We start from the raw sequence: 18,164 nt of genomic DNA, 5'->3' as shown, positions 1-18,164 counted from the left end.
ATTTAACAAAAAGACACCAGCACAAATTATTATGAGTCAAAAATTAAACTTTGTTCTTTTTCTAGTTACTTCCATTTTTTATGCCCAACCTGATACCGAAGTTTATCTTTTTAACGTCAATTCTACAAAAAAAGGAATTTCATTAGAATTAGTTTCCAATATTTCTAATAATCCAGGATATGACAATCAACCCTATTTTTATAACGATAACATTATAATTTATGCGGCTACACAGGGAGACCAAACAGAAATAGCTAAATATAATTTAAGAGACAAAAAAACCACTGTGCTTTCACAAACACCTAACGGCAGTGAATACTCTCCAACAAAAATACCAGAGCAAAAAGCAGTTTCAGCAATTCGCCTGGGTAAGGATGGAACACAGCTGCTTTATAAATATGACTTTACTAGCGGTAAAAGTGATGTGTTGATTGATTCTCTTAAAGTAGGCTACCACAGCTGGTATACGAAAGATATTGTAATTTGCGCAGTTTTGGTAGAAGATAGAATGGATTTGTATTCTTATAATATCAAAAGAAAATCAAAGAGACTTCTGGATAAAAACGTGGGTCGATCCATCCATAAAATTCCTAATTCATCTTTAATAAGCTATATCAGTAAAGAAAATAAACTTTGGGAAATACGAAACATCAATCCCATAAGTGGAGAACGTTCAAAAATTATCAATACCATAACCAATAATGAGGATATGTGCTGGTTGAATAATGGAACAATACTTTTACCGGTAAAAAACCGTATTTACTATTTTAACCCGCAGCAAGATACTACCTGGAATATATTAACAACCTTTAAGGAAGATAATTTACATTCGATTACTAGAATAACCACAAATGAAATAGGAAATTTGCTTGCTTTAGTCTCTGAAACTTCACCTGAAAAAGTAGTACAGCAACAACTAGATGCATATAATAATAGAGATATTGAGGCGTTTGCCGCAGCGTTTTCTGAGGATGTAGAAGTCTATAACTTTCCAAATCAATTACAATTGAAAGGAAGAGATAAACTCAAGAATGCCTACGATGAATTTTTTAAAAACACACCAAATTTACATTGTATTCTACAAAATCGTATTGTACATGATAATAAGGTGATTGATGAAGAATTAGTAACGATCAATGATACTGAAATTAGTGCCGTAGCCATTTATGAAGTCACTAATGGTAAGATTAGTAAAGTAACTTTTATAAGATAACAAATTGCAAATTTCAATAGCCTATACCGGTTAAACAATATGCTCTTTAATCGCATACTTTACTAAACCAATCATGTTTTTTACGCCAAGCTTTCGCATTAAATTTTTACGGTGACTCTCTACGGTATTAATTGATATATGTAATTCTTCAGAGATAGTAGCTGTGTTTTTTTCGTAGCAAATTAGTTTTAGCACTTCAAGCTCTCTCGGACTAAGTGTCACATCATTATTTTTTCCTTCAGCTTTGAGTAAACTATTCTTTAATTCTTCTACAGCCTCTTTAGTAAAATAAGTGTGACCAGAAACTACCCTATAAATTGCATTTAACAATTCAATTTTACCCGTCTTTTTAAGCAAATACCCATCAACATTAGCAGATTTTAATTTATCTATAATTGTTCCATTACAATGCGATGTCAAAGCAATCACCTTGATATCCGGATGGTGATTTTTAATATACTTTGTAAATGTAATACCATCTACTTTTGGCATTTCAACATCTGTCAAAACAACATTAGGCTTCTCTTTTTCTAACAACTTAATACCTGCTTTACCATCTGCTGCAGTTCCTAAAATTTCAATATCCGGATTATTATCCAACAAGGAAATAATACCCTCTATGAACATCCTGTGATCATCTACAATAATTACCTTGATTATAGTATGCATCGTGTAGTAAAGAAAGTTTAATTTATATATGAATATTGCTTAAACCTAACCTTTTGCTCGATAGGGATATCAATACTTACAGAAGTTCCTGTTTTGGAATTAGAATCAATCGTCAAAGCACCTTCAAAGGCTGCAACTCTTTTTCGGATACTTTTCAAACCAATCCCAGCTTCTTCTTTTTGGTCAAGAGAAGTAAATCCTTTTCCATTATCTTCAACCATTATATTAATGACATTATTTTCGTGAAGCGTAATATTAACAAACACTTCACTAGCTTCAGAATGTTTGTTCACATTAGTTAGCAACTCCTGTACAATTCGATATATATTCATCTGTATATCTTCAGGAACTGTATTTAATTGATCTTTAGGATAAAATTCATAATTCGCTTTAATCTCATCTTTTACCGAAAACTCTATAACATGCTTCAAAAGCTCTATAAATTGTTGCTCTTGAAAATTTTTAGGTACTAAATCGTGAGAAATCGAACGTACCTCATCATAGGTCACCTCAAGACTATCTATTATTCCTTTGATTTCATTGTTTTGGTTTTCAACCAATTTTTCGAGTTTCATTTTTATACCAGCAATAGTTCCACAAACCCCATCGTGTAAATCTTTTGAAATTCGCTCCCGTTCTTTATTTTGCCCTGTTATATGAGCTTTAACATTTTGAAGCTTATGATGTTCTATTATTTTTGATACTTTTTCGTCATTCAACTCTGCTTGTTTATCAAATAAAAGGCGCTCCCTCTTTAACTTTTGTTTGTAAAGCAACAGTGTAATAGCCAATAAAATGGTTATGATAATTGCTGCTATTAGAATGATCAGATTAATTCGTTTTTGTTGTTGAATGGATTCAGTTTTTCTTGCAATTTCCGCATCTTTTTCTTTTACCTCATATTCAGTTTCAATTTCGGCAATAGCCTTAGCTTTTCGGTCATTAAAAATACTATCCTTGAGCGAAAAATAGCGCTCTAGATATTTATCTTCATTTTTATTGTCTCCCTTTCTTGCATAGGCGGTCATCATTTGAAAATTCAAATCCTCGAGCATTTCCACGTCCTTGGAATCTTTGAGTAATTTTTCGGCCTCTAACAAATAATCTAGTTGCCTATCAAACTTTTTTAAATGTCTTGATACTCCTGCTAAGTTTAATAAAGTTCCACCTAAATATTCATTGTATTTAAATTTCTCTTGGATCGCTTTGGCCTCTAAATAATATTCTTCTGCAGCCTTATATTCCTCCTTACGCGAGTATAGAGCTCCAATTGACTTAAGCACCGAACTATAACTTCGCTGTACATTATTTGCTTTGAACATTTCTGCTCCTTGTTTATAATAATAGATAGCAGAGTCTAATTTTTGCTGACTTCCATACACTCGACCTATTGAACTGTATACATAAGGTAAAAGACCTGGGTCCTTGGTTAAGTCTAAGATTTTATTGTAGTTCGCCAACGCTTTTTCATATTCTTGAATGTCTGTATATATATCCGCTAAGGTAAAAAGCAGATTATTTTTCATACGTTTATCCCGCTCCGAATCCTTTAACATATCCATAGCCTCATAGACTAACTTGGTCACCTTATCGTGGTTACCAATACTGAGCTCTACATTTCTTGAATTAACCACTGAAGCTGAAAAATAGAAAGGATCCTTAAGATTACGTGATAATTGAATCGCATTATCGTAATAAAATTGAGCAGAATCAGATTTTGCAAGTTCTACATATACACCGGCTAAATCCCAATAACTTTCGATAATTTTTGTATCGATCTGGTAAGCTTTACTGTATTTTAACCTTTTTTTGAAATGTACTAGTGCTTCTTCAGCATTTCTTACGGTATTAATCTCTTGTTTAATAGAATCAAACTTTTTCAGCTTAACACTATCTATTTCCTGAGCAGCACCATAAAACCCTATAATTGAGATTAATGCAAGAGCTATGATTTTAGCCAACGATGTCATGAGTTTCTATTTTTTTGCAAATAAAAGAATTAATAATCGAAATAAAATCACCAGAAACCGTGAGCATTATGATTAATAGCTCAATTACTTTTGATGCCAGATAATGAATGTAATAGTAGCCTCATATTAACAAAAATGATTTGAGAACTTAACTATTGACACCTATCAAATAATATAAACAGTCATTTAAAATAAATAATTATGGTAGCTTACGGAACTAATACATCAAGAGCCAAATCAATTCAATCCTTACACGCTGTCTGCTCACATTGCGACACCAAAGGATCAATCCAATTTACACTGTATCATTGGTATGCTTATCTTTTTTGGATCCCAATGTTTTCTTTAGGAAAAAAAGGAATATCAGAATGTGGACATTGCAAACAAACGTTAGAAGCAAAACAAATGCCCGTTTCATTAAGAAATGAATATGATAAAATAAAGCAAGAAACCAAAACACCGCTTTGGCAATTTACCGGTATTCCCATAGTACTTGTTATTATCGCTGCAATATTCTATATAAATAATGAAGTTGATAAAAATAACAATACTTACATCAATGCTCCTCAAATAGGCGATGTTTACGAATTTAAAACTGATACTGGTTATTACTCTACACTTAAAATTGTAAATATTGTAAAAGATAGTGTTATCGTTGTTCCTAATTTACAGGAGATTTCAAAAAGATCTAAGCTCTACCGGATTAACGATGATACAAATTATAGCACAGAACATTATGCAATAGCCAAGTCTGAGTTGCCTAGGATGCTTTCTGAAGATATTATAATTGGTATTAACCGATAAATTGTGTCCGCATTGCAATTACTTGCCCAAAACCTTTACTACTCAATATTTTAAAAATCACGGAAAACCGTTAATAGTAATACTTAACAGTCAGATATTTTTGCGGCGTTAACAAAAAATTAAGGAATAATGAAATACACTAACTTCATCTTACTATTCGCACTAGTAGGATTCACATCTTTAACCAAAGCACAAGAAAACATTCCTACGGTGCCCAAAGAAAACTTTTTTAAATTCGGGGTTCAATTAGGGATAGGACTGGGTTTTGAAAACATTGATGTTTTCCCGTACACAGAAACCGATCAAGACGGTAATGTTACAGGATCTGGAGATGCATCCATAAGTGCTGGAGGTGGCTGGCACATCAATATCAGTGGAGATTATATCATTCAAAAAAAATACTCTATAGGAGCTAATTTCGGATATCATTCTAGTTTTTTAAGACCAGAATTAGAAGATGCATCAGTACGATTCAATAGGTTATCTTTTCAGCCTACCTTTAAATACATGATTGGACTTGATAAATATAAATACCAAACCCTAAACTTTGGTACAGGCTATGGTTTTTATTTTAGCCCTAAACTTAAGTTGGATATAGATGATGCCGGTAAAGCATCTTCTAATTATAAAGGAAGTAGCGGTTTTCATTTCTTGGCAGAGTATGAATTTTTTGGCGACAAAACAGTAGGTTGCATCGTGGGTCTAAAATACTATAATGTAAGCTTTGAAAGTAAAGAGGAAATAGGCGTACAAGAATTCGATGATTTCAATGGAAATGGTATCGATCTATACGTAACAATTACCCTTCGTTAATGCATTTAAAATAAATCTTTAAATTTTTGAATAATGAAATCACTCAACTCAGTTACAATTATTATTGGAATAGTATTGTTATCTATTCTTAACATATCGACCATTCAAGCTCAAGAACCTACTCCACCTTCGGAAAATAAAGCCGTGGTCTATTTTGTTCGTACCTCAACAGGAGGAGCTCTCATTGGGTTTAAATATTTTGATGACAACTCTTACATTGGTAAATTCAAAGGAAGAAACTACCTACGCTATGAATGCGAACCAGGAAAACACACATTTTGGGCTACATCAGAAAACACCGACTTTATAGAGGCAGATCTCAAAGCAGGCGAAATCTATTTTGTTGAAGTAAAAGCACAAATGGGATTAGCTGCTGCACGTGTCAAATTACTTAATGTAGATTACGGTAAAGCATCTCAGTTAAAAAAAGTAAAAAAGGTACTTGCCAAAAAAGAGGGAGTAACATTTGAAGCTAATGAACTTCTTGAGCAACAAGAAAAAATGGCTTCTAAAATAAGCTCTAATCTTGAAAGAATAGCGGAGAAAAAACAAAAGAAAGAGTTTACAATAATTACACAAGATATGCACTATATGTTGAAATAAATAAGGGTTTTTACACTTAAAATTCTTAACTCAGTTCAACATCAAATCATATTGTTGGTTAGTTTGTGTAAGAAAACCGTAGGATCTGTACATCTGCACTTCCTACGGTTTTGCTTTAGATACATATCAATACCAAACTTTTATAATTATGCGAAAAAGTTACTATACTAAAATGATTAATCTTATAAAACCTTGTATTACACTAAAGGTGCAATTCATACTTATATTATTTATACTACTTACAATTAATGATGTACATAGTCAAAACAATATAAGCAATGTAGAACTTGAATTATTTAGCAAAATCAAACTTAAAGACCGTTCCGTACCTATAAAAATACTTGGACAAGATAGCACGGGATATTATATCTTATATGGAAATGGGCGATATGGTCAAAAAAGCAAATCCATCATCAAGTTCAATTTAGATTTTACCCCAACTGATCAAGAGAAAGTTATCTTAAACACTAAGGAAGAACCTAATACCGAATATCTTGGTACAATCCAACTAAATTCCAATGAGATCGTTTTTTTCACAGTTACAAATGAGGGCGAGAGCTTTGCTTACTACTACGAAAAAATTCAATTAAAGCAACTCAAAGTATCTGCAAAAGAATTCATAAAAAGAGAAGAAATTGATCAATACGAGTTCGAATATGTCAACCACCATTTGTTCAAACCTAACCCCTCATACACGGCAATAGTTTATGAATTTTTTCAAAAAGGCACAAAAAAAAGGCTAATAAAAGCCTTATACTTTGATAATAACTTTTCTAATATAACAGAGCAGAGATACGAGCTTCCGCAAACCTCAAAGGAATTTAAATGGGTTCATATGCGCCTTATCGATGATGGTAGTATTTTTTTGTTGGCAAAAAATATGTATTCTAAAAATCATTTTGACTATACGTTATATCATTTGAAAAATAATCAATTCAATATATTACACGAGCTCGATAAACAAGAACATTATATCAGTGATGTACAATCTATTCTTACGGAAAATGAATTTATTTTATCAGGATATTATTCAGATATATCTGAGGATTATATGAAAGGTATCTTCTTGTATAAATTGAATCTAAAAAATCCTGAGGTTCATAGTATAGTATATAGCCCCTTAAAAAAAGAATACTTTCTTCAGCTACTAAACGAAAATAAAGCCAACAGAGTATCGGAAGAAATTGACAAAGGTAATTATGAAGAATCTTATTTTGATTTAAGAAAAATCTATCGATATGAAAATGGTGATATGGTCCTTATCGGGGAATACAGAGATACTTTTTATGCTGATGCTATTCTTTACTTTGTTCGACAAGATTTAGCAATAATAAAAATAAACAAAAAAGGTGAAATTTTATGGTCAACTAAAATTGGTAAAAATAATACAGATTTATCAACGGATATGTTTGGTGACAATTATATCTTCTCTCAAGATGATTCTATTTACCTAATATATAATGGTAATTTTAGAAACTTAAATCACACCTCTGGAAAATTATTTAAAATGTATTCTCCTGGCACATCAATCATACTTTTAAAAATTGATAAAGAGGGTAATTATTTTCGTGAATCATTGTACACAACTGTTCAGTCTGATAATTACATGTTAGGCACAAATTTCGCAGGCTTTAGAGATGGTGATGCATTGATATTATTGACCCATAAAATGAATAATATCAAAAAGCAACAATTCTTTAAATTAAACCTAGTGGATCAAGAAAAAACTGACGAGATTTTACCTACCACAAACATCAATGATAAATAAATAAAACAAAATATGTATTTAGTAAAGCTAAAAGGTTCTGACCAAATCAGAACCTTTTTCTTTCTATATAAAATGGGGTAATCTGATAAAACCCTTTAATTTAAACTCCACACTGTATTATTGGCAACAGAAAAATTGCTGCGCTGTGCTCCACCAACTGCAAATAGCTGTCCATTAAGATTTAGCAATTCAAAATAGATTGCTTGTAGTGGTACAGACGCTATACTTGTGGCAGGAATCCAATCTTCACCGTTAATAGACTCAAAAAATGTAGCACTTGTGATTCCTCCACCCTCTGGTGTGGTCATTAGAATTAATTTATTATTATACACCACACTACCGATAGAAGTTATCCCTCTTTCATTGGTAGCAAATGTTGTTGTTGCTGACCAATTGACTCCGTCATTACTAGATCTTATATTAATTTCTGCTATATCCGTACTAGGATTTGGTTCTATACCATAGATGCTATTATTGAACGTTTCAACTAAAAAACCAAATTTAGTTTCAAATCTGTGATTTTCTGTTTCTAATGTCCAATTTAAACCATCTGCACTACTATATACATTACGTTCTTCGGATAAATCCTCTACACTAGCATCATAACCTGCGATTCTGTAAATCCTGTCCTCAAAAACGGTAAACCTCGAAGACTGATATTGAGTAAAGGGCGTTGTTCCTGTTTCAATATCCCATATCACACCATCAGAGGAACTATAAATAGCATTTGATAATACACCTGCAACAATTCCTCCATAGATCCATAATTTACCATTAAACGCTATAAGTTTATGTCCATAAATTGCTCCAAAGGATAAACTTCCTTCATTGGTCCAGTTTGTACCGTTAGTACTAGACCAAATATCATCTAGGGGAGTATCTGCTTCATTTCTTCCGCCTATGACCCACATCTTATCATTGAACACTGCCATCCCTGCTCCTTTACGGGCACTATACGCTGCCGTTTCTGTCAATAGTACTGGAGCGACAGTTTCGGTAGTAAAATTTCGTACTTCACTCTCGGCTATCAGTTCACCATCGACATATGCGTTTACCTTCCAAAAATAAACCGTTTCTAGATCTAAAGCTTCTGTAGCTGTGATAGTTAAGCTTGTAGCGGTAATATCCGTACTGAATTCATTAAGCATCGTAGCAGAGGTCCCTAAAAAAACGGTATAAGTTACTGAACCTTCGGCTTCGTAGGTTTCCCAAGTTAATTCTGGTAAAGTTGAAACCGGTCGTAAACCATCACCTGGACTCGTTAGCACAACGCTATTTATTACTGGATCACCTCCTCCATCATCATCACTACTACAAGAGTAGCCCAGGAGTACGATTAAACTAAGTATGATAAACTTATGTAAATTCATGGTTAATTATTTAATGTTAATTTTCTATCTTAAAATTGTCACTGCTCATATTTTGTATCTTTCACTGGATATAGCTCCAGGGAACCCCTCTTTATTTAATTTGTTGCAGAAGGCTTTTAGACATCCTTTTACCATTTTGCTTATAGGATTCCTCTTTTACCATACCAACACCTTGCGCAATCCATTGCGTGCAATTATAAGTCTTTCGAATTCCCATTTCTATCGTATTGGAATAGGTAATAACAAAACAATCAAACGTACCTGCATCGGTAGTGACACTTTCTTTTCTAACCACCTCTCTATCCGTCATTACTATGGAAACATTCATCTTCATCACTCCGGCATCTACACTCATCAACACCTCTCCATCTGGTAAACTCTGGCCGACAGTAAGGGAATTAGGAATTTGCAAACCATTTCCACTAATGGAGTACTCCATATTTTGATATTGTTCCATCAAGCCTGGAGATACTAATGCTTCAGGTTCAATCCAAGTGTTTTCTCCATCACATTTTACATCATAAGTACCTACCACAATACTATCGCCATCATCCTCTTTCACTTCAGACTTAACTTTGAGCCCATCTGAAGATACATCTGTAATAGTTGACTCCGTAATGGAAGTCAATTTATCTTTTTTATTGAAGTGATGAACTACATAGGTTTTGCCTTCACCTGATGGATAAAAATCCGAACAGTTATTTTGTGCACTTACACCAACCGAGAGTAGGACTATAATGACTAAGAAAAAATATTTCATAATTTTATTTTTTTAATTGTTGATGGTTCTTTGTTCATAGCTCATCGTATAGGTATATATTAACGTACCATCACCGCTTCGTGCAGCCACTGAAGATATGTTTCCATCACTGTTTCTTGTGGTAGTGCAAGTCAACTCACCACCCAAGGGTATTGTAAAAGAATTAACTTCATTTACTGAGAAAAAATAACTTATCCTTGCCACTGCGCCTGCCCCGATAAAAAATAAAACAGGTTGAAATGCTACTTCTGTAAAAGGACCTTCTTCTTCATTATAAGTTACGGCTAATGTTCCACTACCACTAATAAATCGGTTGTTTGCATCTAAGGTGAAGGTGCTACCGTCAAAATCATAAGTACCATCCGTGTAAGAAACAGGTATTACATCATTGGTATCGAGATTTGTAAAACTGACTACGGTAGACCCTGAATATTGAATACTGTAGGATTCAGCAGCTGAGCCGACATTAAATTCGTTTATCAAACCCTGCTCATTATAGGAGAATGTCACTATTTGTCCACCAAAATTAGCTTCAGCTATTTGATTATTGGTATTATACGTAAAACTTGTGGTATTTGAAGTACCATCAGCATTTGTTGTTAGAACTATTTCATTAGGAAAAAAACCTGTACGAGCGTTACCATCATCATCACTACTACAACTGATAAGGATTAGTAGGCAACAAATCAGAGGTATTAATTTAATTATCTTCATGACTATATATTTATGTATGCTTTATGTTTATTTTTTAGTTCGATTGCACCGGTTAATCAAAGGCCCAAACATCGTTTTGTTCATCTCCATCATACCCCCCAATAACCCATATTTGATTATCAAAAGCCACTGAGCTATGCCCTACTCTAGCGCTAAATGAAGCTGTTGCCGTTAATTCATTCCAAGTGATACCGTCATCACTATACCAAATATCATTTAAGCGCTGTGTATCATTAGCACCTGCAGTGAGCCATAATTTATTATCAAAAACTACAGTACTATGCGTACTTCTTGCAAGCATTGATAAGTCGGCAGCAACTGTTGTCCAATCATTTCCATTACTACTATGCCATATCTCAGCAAATGCGCCAGAAAGATCTCTACCACAAATCATCCACATTTCATTATCAAAAACAACGGTTGAATGCCCTGTTCTTCCTATAAAGTCTGCACTTTCTGTAGCAGGAACCCAAGTGATTCCATCAGTACTATACCATCCATCGCTTTCATAACCCGCTGCACTTCTACCACTAATCACCCAGATTTTATTATCATAGACAACCGAGGAATGACCTAATCTTGCTGAAAATGGTGCATCTGCTGTCGCTTCAGACCAATTTATACCATCACTACTAAACCAAACGTCATTCCTATAATTGGCTGCGGCATCAAAACCTCCAATAACCCAAATTTTATTATCAAAAACTACGGAAGTATGATTAGCACGAGCTGTAAAAGGTGCGCTCAATGTAGCTGCAGTCCAAGTACTACCATCTTCACTAAACCAAACATCATTACTAGCACTGTTAGTCGCCAAATCTTGTTGACCTCCAATCACCCAGATTTTACCATCAAATACTACGGAACTATGATTTCTTCTTCCTGGAAATGTAGCATTTTCAATAACTAAATTATCTGTAAGGTTTAAATTCCGTGTCGTAAAACTATAAATGTCACTCTGTGTAGTGTTACCAGATGCATCAGTGGCTTCTATACGCCAATAATATTGCGTAGCTAGTAGTAATCGATTACTAGCCGTAAATGAAGTAGAAGTAATCCCTTCAGATAAAACAGCTTGTGGGGTACTGTTAGTATCTAACAAAATTCGATAGGTCACAGCTTGCCCTTCTGGATCAATAGCATTTTCCCATCTAAATGTAGGTAGTACATCAACTTCTATTGCCCCATCAGTAACACCTATAAGACTAAAGCTTTGAGGTGGAAGATTATTTGCATCATTATCATCACTACTACAATTACTTAGTGATAATCCGAGCAATAACAATAATATATTTTTAATAGTTTTCATCAGTGAAAGTTTAATATAGTTAGTAGAACAATTCATTCTATCTGAACTTAAAGTTTGATAAATTCAACCCTTCGGTTCTGAGCCTTACCCTCACTAGTGTCGTTAGAAGCCACAGGATCAGATTCTCCTTTACCATCTGTAGTTATTCTGTCCGCCGCTATTCCATATTGGTTGATTAAGGAATTCTTTACTGCTTTAGCACGTTCTTTTGACAGCTCCAAATTGCTAGATTCTGATCCGTCTGAGTCTGTATGTCCTATGATTTTGATACGCACATCGGCATTATCCTCAAGTACCTGGGCAATTTCTCTTATGGTTTTATACGACTCAGTAAGTAAAGCATCACTACCCGATTTAAACTGAATGGCATTAGTACTCAACCTACCTTCCGTAATCAACTTACTTCTGTTATCTACACCAGCTTTGCCTACTCTAAAATTGGTGATGTATACCTCGTCTTTATCGGTATCATCCCGGAGTCCTCTTACGAAAAGTTTAAATTTATTTGCCGTGGCAGGGACCATTCTTGGAACATCAATTAATTTATTATCGTTCATCCATAAACGCATTCTGGGTCCATTAACGGCAATAGCAATATGTAACTTACCGTTAATAAGATCTCGGTAATCTTTACCGATCTCATTCCAAAATACGCGCTTTCCATTTTCTCTTTTCTCAATATATCCAGGAGAATTTATAAACTGACAAGGAGATAATTTTATCATTGCAGAAGCTGTAGAACGTTCAAATCGTGGTGAATCGTGCAGCAATAATTCAATCCAAGACTGTGAACTTGTTTGGCGATCAAGACCCACAGTATACATATCAAATTCAATGGTATAGTTTTCGGGTAAGGTTTCTTTAATCATTGGTACGTATAATGATTTACCACCTATTCTAAACCATTTCTTTCCTTCAATCACTACAATTTCGCCACTACCATTGGTATCCCATTTGGCTGGAAAATCACCTTGGTTATCTCTGGAAAAATCATCTTCAAAAATGGTTACTGCTCCTGGTTCAAAATCCGAAGCTCTTTCTACCTTTACATCAGTGCTATTTTGAGAGGTGTTATCATCGGAAGTTCCAATAACCGGATCTTTAGATTTTTTATTGCGCTTCTTTTTCTCCTCTTTTCCCTCAAAAACCTCATCTAAGGCTTTATCCGTTTCTTTTTGACTTTCTTTTTCTACTCTTCGTTCAACAGTACGTTCAGCAGCTTTTTCTGCTTTCTTTGCTAATTTTTTAAAAAATTGAGCATTAGCAGCACTTACTGTTCCTATAAAAATAAGCGTTAATAATATTTTAATCGTTTTCATAATCAACCTGTGTGTTTTTATTGTTTTGGTTTATTTATTGGTAATTTGGTAATCTGTTATGCAAAGTTTTATGGGTTCCATTCTGTAAATACCGCTCCATTAAGTGGATCTAATAGTGTAGTAGTAGCATCGGGTCTAAACCACCAAAAATCATTAGGCTCCAAACTATTCTCGCCTATGGTCATTTCATCAAGATCCAAGAAAAAAGTTCCTCTTATTTCCAAGAATTCATCAAAGGTATATCTCGTACCATCCTCATTATAGGTCTCTGCTTCGATAACCATGCTATAATTATCACTTGGATCAATATTCAATACTTTAAATTTTCCAAATCTACCGCTGTCTGTTTTATACAGTACGATAGTTCCAGATGTCCAGACTAAGCCAGCATCATTTGTTGCTGTGATGACACCATCTCCCATTACGGCTTCTAATGAGGAGATATATTCTGCTGTTATTTCCTCAAAACTTTGTGGTGTCTGTGTTACATTACCATCATCATCAGAGCTACAACTTATTAAAAATGCAAATAGACCTAGAATAAAAATTGATTTCATTGTTTTCATGACTGTTTATTGTGTTATGGTTTACTTATTAGTGGTTGTAAGTATTCAAAGGTTAACATTGTCTAGTAAAGTTAAGGTAATTCTTCTATACTTCTAATTTTACCGGTCATTTCATAAGGTCCTGCCGGTAATCCCTCATAACCTCCAAAAATCCAAATCTCCCCGCTATAGTTTAGCGCTGCGTGATCAAACAGTCCGCGATCTGCAGGTAAGGGTTCATATCTGGTCCAATTCACCATATTCGAAGAGTACCATAAGTCTCCAAGCGCTCCACTGGTCCCAAAGCCTCCTCCAATCCAAACTTTATCATTATAAACGGTTGCTGTATGCGAATGTCTGGCGGTGAAAGCTGCGGTTGTTGATACTTCCGTCCAGGTACTACCATCTGTGCTTCGCCAAATTTCGTCATAAATGGTTCCTATGTTTTTTCCTCCTAAAACATAAATAGCACCATTAAATACTACGGCTTCAAACTTTTCTCTTGCAGCAAAAGCAGCATTATTCTCCTCCAACCAGGTCAAACCATCGGTAGAAGACCAAACAGAAACATTATCGCCAGTGGAGTTTGAAATTTTAATCAAAAACATTTTATTATCAAACACCACAACTTCGTGGTAAGCGGAATCTAAAAAGCCAGGTGTACTGGTTACCAAAGTCCAGTTTTCGCCATCTGTAGAAGACCAAACATCTCCCAGATAACTACCACTGGTATCTACACCTCCAATAAGCCATAATTTATTGTCATAAACGGTTAAGGTATGCCCGGATCTTGCCGCAAACTGATTACTGGTCACCGATATCCAGTTGACGCCGTTGTTACTTCTCCATACATCACTGGATCGGTTGCCACCAGAATAGGCATTGTAGCCACCGACAGACCAAACACTGCCATTAAAAACGGCCATAGCATTCTCTGCAAATGCGCCCATTTGATCTTCTTCGGTTTGGTCAGTAATTGCTACTATAACGGTTTCTGCCGGTAATGCGCTATCGTCGTCAGTGTCACAAGAATAAAGTGACAACGTAATTAATAAAATTAATGCTATGTGATTTTTCATGATGACTGTGTTTTTATAAGTTAACTATTAATTTGTATTGTGAAATGAGCAATAGTTAACATTTCAATTTTATTTTTTTGTAAAAGTTGTGGTCTTCACTACTTTATTTTTATAAACAATATTCAATTCATACTCACCTTTTTCTAAAGCGTTTATATTTAGATAAATCTTTTTATCCGGAACTTCTTTTAAATTTCCGTAAAGGGACATCTTATCATTTGGCATTAAAAAGCGGGTTCTATAGAGTTTGTTTACTCCAAAGCTATTCTAATACGATTAAAGCTATTGGAACATATGTAACAAGGTTTATTACATATGTAACACAGTAGATATAATGCAGGACGATGACGTATTTAGCTGTATTAAACTAATTGCTTTTTGAGTAGTCTGAAGGTGATACACCAAACTCTTCTTTGAAGCATTTTGTAAAATAAGAGTGATTATTAAACCCTACGGCATACCCAATTTCTGAAACATTTGCATTGGATTTACTCAATAAGTCAGCTGCTAATTTAAGGCGTTGCGTACGTATAAATTCTGTGGTTGTCAATCCTGTTAGTGCTTTTAATTTTCGGTGCAATTGCATTCTACTCATACCGATAGATTGGGCAAAGCTTTCTGCAGTAAAGTCACTCTCCACCAATTCTTGATCCATTATTTCTTTAATATTCATTAAAAACTTTTGTTCTACAGAGTCTATAGAAATCTCTTGAGGTGTAAGTAACACTTCTTGACTAAAGCGTTCTTGTAGTTTTTTTCTGGAGACAAGCAAATTTTCAATAGTTGCTAATAAAATATCAGAATTAAATGGCTTGGTTATGTAAGCATCAGCACCAGTCTCGATACCTGATAATACATTTTCATCTCCTGATTTTGCAGTAAGCATGATTATAGGTATGTGGCTGGTATTGATATTATCTTTTACATTTTTGGTCAACTGAATACCATCTTCATTAGGCATCATCAAATCGGTGATGATTACATCAGGAACGTATTGTTTAGCCTTACTAAAACCTTCCTTACCATCTTTTGCTGTGTATACAATATACTTTTCCACACATAAGGAAGAGAGATATGCTCTTAAATCAGCATTATCATCTATAAGCAATACTACTGGTAAGTCATCATTTGTGTTACTTACTTCAATATATTCATCCTGCATTTTTTGAAGTTGTGGCGCTTTATTACTTAAATCGCTTAGTTCCGTGATGCTAATATCTTTTGGCAGCTTTTCGTTATCCCGATACAGCTTTTCCGATATTGGAAGTTTGACGCTAAAACGTACTGAATTAGTGTCGCTATTTGCATCAATTGTTCCCTTATGTCTTTCTACTAATTCTTTGGTCAACGCTAAACCTATTCCTGTACCCAACTGATTTTCGTTTGAAGAATGGAATCGTATAAAAATATGTTCAAGTTCATTTTCAGTAAGGTGAACACCATTATTTACTATTTGGATAGAGAGCACATCATTGCCTAACTTTACTCCACAAGTTATTTTTCCCTCCTCTGGTGTAAATTTAATAGCATTACTCATTAAATTGGTTACTACTTTTTCAAGAATATCCAAATCAACCCATCCTACAGCATCAGTACCATCTATTACTGTGACAAGTTCGATTCCTTTAAGCTCTGCCTGATAACTAAATGAAGAGATTAATGTGGATAACGTTTCATCTAACTGCACTTGCTGCACAGCTAACGTATATTGATCAGCTTCAATTTTAGAAAGATCTAGTAGCTGATTAACAAGTTGTAATAGTCGCTTTGCATTATTCTTAGCAATTATCAAATTACGTTTGGCAACAGGGGCTAAATTTTTAGATTTGAGTTGTTGCTCTATAGGACCACTAATTAAAGTTAATGGAGTTCTAAACTCGTGAGAAATATTTTCGAAAAATTTCGATTTTGCTTGGTCTAACTCCTTTAGTTTTTTATGTGTTTTCTGACGGTTACGCAGTAAAAAAAACAGAAAGACAACGACTAATGAAACTATAGAGAACCCTAAAACAAATAAGGTACGTTGCTTTGATTTTTGCAGTTCAATTGTTTCCTTCTGAGCTGCTAAAAGTTGTAATTCTTGTTCTTTTTGTTGGGTTTCATATTTAGCTTCAAGATCTAAGGCAAGTTCCTTTTGTTTTCTGCTGTCTAGTGTATCCTGATAACGCATAGAGAGCTCATAAAATGTCGCAGATTCTTCAAATGCATTAATCCTAAAATAAGATTCTGCCAAATTTTTGGTAATGCCTAGCAAAATCCCACTACTGCCGGCATCTGAATCCTTGTAATACTCATAGGCCTCTGTAAAATATGGAATTGCCGCTCTGTGATTCTTAATTCTATATAAAAAGCCACCATATGTTCTTTTGGCATTAGCAATATCCCCTTCATTACCATTATCCAACATCAGCTGAAGCCGCTTAGCATAATAATAATCTGCTTTTTGATAATCATTGAGATCTGTATATATGATACCTAAAGACCAATAAATACCGGATAAGTCCTTGTAAGAATTGGTTTTTTCAAAATAAGCAGCGCTTTTCGTAAAAAAAGGCATTGCCTTTTCAAACTCACCTCGTTGTCCATATACGTTGCCTAGCATAATGTACCCGTAATGCTCTTCGGACTCATTGCCCAATTGTTGGGCAACATGAATTGCTTTTTTAAAATAATTTTCTGCTTTTCCGATATACGAAGTGTCATTTACACTATAAGTTCGTAGCAATACTTTCCCTCTATTAAAATACGCTTTAATTAGTGATACATCTTGGTGTTCATATGCAGTAGCGACAGAATCTATTTGTTGATAGCGTGCAAGTGCTTTTAAATCTTCGAACTTAGCATAATGAATATTAGCCAAGGCCAAATATGCACCCATAATTACCTCTGGATAGTGTTTGGTCGTACCTACTGCTAAAGCTTTATTTGCGTAAACCTGTGTAGAGTCATAATTATTCTTTTTAAAATAAAGCGCAGCTATTTCATTTTGTAGTAAAGCCATTTCTAAAAAGGCTTCCTCTTTGTTTGCTTGCTCATATTGTTTTTTGGCAAGTCGCAAGGCTTCATCGTACTTTGACAATTTTACTAACGAATCAATACGAACGGATTGACCGTATATGGAAAAAAAAGCAATACTAACAATTAAGAGAATTGAATTTCTCATACCTTTTGGGGATTATGCTTTAAAAGTAAGAAATCATAACAAAATATTAAGAAGATCAACCTGAT

The 18,164-nt window shown here is 34.3% G+C and carries 15 protein-coding genes; 5 read left to right on the top strand and 10 right to left on the bottom strand.

Translation table 11 applies throughout. The annotated features are described in order from the left end of the window. Nucleotides 1-31: 31 nt before the first annotated feature. On the top strand, nucleotides 32-1,213 hold the full coding sequence (locus EV197_RS17140) for a nuclear transport factor 2 family protein (protein ID WP_207224202.1): 1,182 nt from the start codon (nucleotides 32-34) through the stop codon (nucleotides 1,211-1,213). Nucleotides 1,214-1,243: 30 nt separating this feature from the next. Here EV197_RS17140 and EV197_RS09790 read toward each other — a convergent pair whose 3' ends face one another. Beyond that, complete coding sequence (locus tag EV197_RS09790; RefSeq protein WP_130286576.1) at nucleotides 1,244-1,882, bottom strand: response regulator; 639 nt, start codon at nucleotides 1,880-1,882, stop codon at nucleotides 1,244-1,246. A gap of 17 nt (nucleotides 1,883-1,899) precedes the next feature. Further along, on the bottom strand, nucleotides 1,900-3,852 hold the full coding sequence (locus EV197_RS09785; protein WP_130286575.1) for a tetratricopeptide repeat-containing sensor histidine kinase: 1,953 nt from the start codon (nucleotides 3,850-3,852) through the stop codon (nucleotides 1,900-1,902). Nucleotides 3,853-4,053: 201 nt separating this feature from the next. On the opposite strand from EV197_RS09785, the gene EV197_RS09780 reads away from it, so the two are divergent. The 4 genes from EV197_RS09780 to EV197_RS09765 all read left to right on the top strand — a co-directional run bounded on the left by EV197_RS09780 (nucleotide 4,054) and on the right by EV197_RS09765 (nucleotide 7,840). Then, nucleotides 4,054-4,656 carry a hypothetical protein gene (locus EV197_RS09780; protein ID WP_130286574.1) on the top strand — a complete coding sequence of 201 codons (603 nt, stop codon included), beginning with the start codon at nucleotides 4,054-4,056 and terminating at the stop codon, nucleotides 4,654-4,656. Between the two features lie 129 nt (nucleotides 4,657-4,785). Continuing rightward, entirely contained in the window at nucleotides 4,786-5,469 is a 684-nt protein-coding gene (locus EV197_RS09775) for a hypothetical protein (protein WP_130286573.1), read from the top strand. 33 nt (nucleotides 5,470-5,502) lie between these two features. Next, a complete protein-coding gene (locus EV197_RS09770) occupies nucleotides 5,503-6,072 on the top strand; it encodes a hypothetical protein (RefSeq protein ID WP_130286572.1) in 570 nt (189 codons plus the stop codon). 148 nt (nucleotides 6,073-6,220) lie between these two features. Then, entirely contained in the window at nucleotides 6,221-7,840 is a 1,620-nt protein-coding gene (locus EV197_RS09765; protein WP_130286571.1) for a hypothetical protein, read from the top strand. 95 nt (nucleotides 7,841-7,935) lie between these two features. On the opposite strand, the gene EV197_RS09760 is transcribed toward EV197_RS09765, so the two are convergent. From EV197_RS09760 to EV197_RS09725, 8 genes are all read right to left on the bottom strand, one after another. After that, entirely contained in the window at nucleotides 7,936-9,210 is a 1,275-nt protein-coding gene (locus EV197_RS09760; protein ID WP_130286570.1) for a DUF6242 domain-containing protein, read from the bottom strand. Between the two features lie 91 nt (nucleotides 9,211-9,301). Then, on the bottom strand, nucleotides 9,302-9,970 hold the full coding sequence (locus EV197_RS09755; protein ID WP_130286569.1) for a TapB family protein: 669 nt from the start codon (nucleotides 9,968-9,970) through the stop codon (nucleotides 9,302-9,304). A gap of 12 nt (nucleotides 9,971-9,982) precedes the next feature. Then, complete coding sequence (locus tag EV197_RS09750) at nucleotides 9,983-10,684, bottom strand: hypothetical protein (protein WP_130286568.1); 702 nt, start codon at nucleotides 10,682-10,684, stop codon at nucleotides 9,983-9,985. A gap of 52 nt (nucleotides 10,685-10,736) precedes the next feature. Next, complete coding sequence (locus EV197_RS09745) at nucleotides 10,737-11,993, bottom strand: kelch-like protein (RefSeq protein WP_165389039.1); 1,257 nt, start codon at nucleotides 11,991-11,993, stop codon at nucleotides 10,737-10,739. A gap of 47 nt (nucleotides 11,994-12,040) precedes the next feature. After that, on the bottom strand, nucleotides 12,041-13,312 hold the full coding sequence (locus EV197_RS09740; protein ID WP_130286566.1) for an OmpA family protein: 1,272 nt from the start codon (nucleotides 13,310-13,312) through the stop codon (nucleotides 12,041-12,043). Nucleotides 13,313-13,380: 68 nt separating this feature from the next. After that, the gene (locus EV197_RS09735) at nucleotides 13,381-13,869 is read right to left on the bottom strand and encodes a hypothetical protein (protein WP_130286565.1); all 489 of its coding nucleotides are present in this window, start codon (nucleotides 13,867-13,869) and stop codon (nucleotides 13,381-13,383) included. Nucleotides 13,870-13,949: 80 nt separating this feature from the next. Continuing rightward, the gene (locus EV197_RS09730) at nucleotides 13,950-14,936 is read right to left on the bottom strand and encodes a DUF6242 domain-containing protein (RefSeq protein WP_130286564.1); all 987 of its coding nucleotides are present in this window, start codon (nucleotides 14,934-14,936) and stop codon (nucleotides 13,950-13,952) included. A 367-nt stretch (nucleotides 14,937-15,303) separates the two neighbouring features. After that, nucleotides 15,304-18,099, bottom strand: coding sequence for a response regulator (locus EV197_RS09725; RefSeq protein WP_130286563.1), 2,796 nt, complete (start codon nucleotides 18,097-18,099; stop codon nucleotides 15,304-15,306). Nucleotides 18,100-18,164 lie beyond the last annotated feature (65 nt).

It is taken from the genome of Aquimarina brevivitae, assembly GCF_004216895.1.
Classification (GTDB): domain Bacteria; phylum Bacteroidota; class Bacteroidia; order Flavobacteriales; family Flavobacteriaceae; genus Aquimarina; species Aquimarina brevivitae.
The sequence above is the reverse complement of the archived record's forward strand: the minus strand, read 5'-3'. Positions and strand labels throughout refer to the sequence as shown.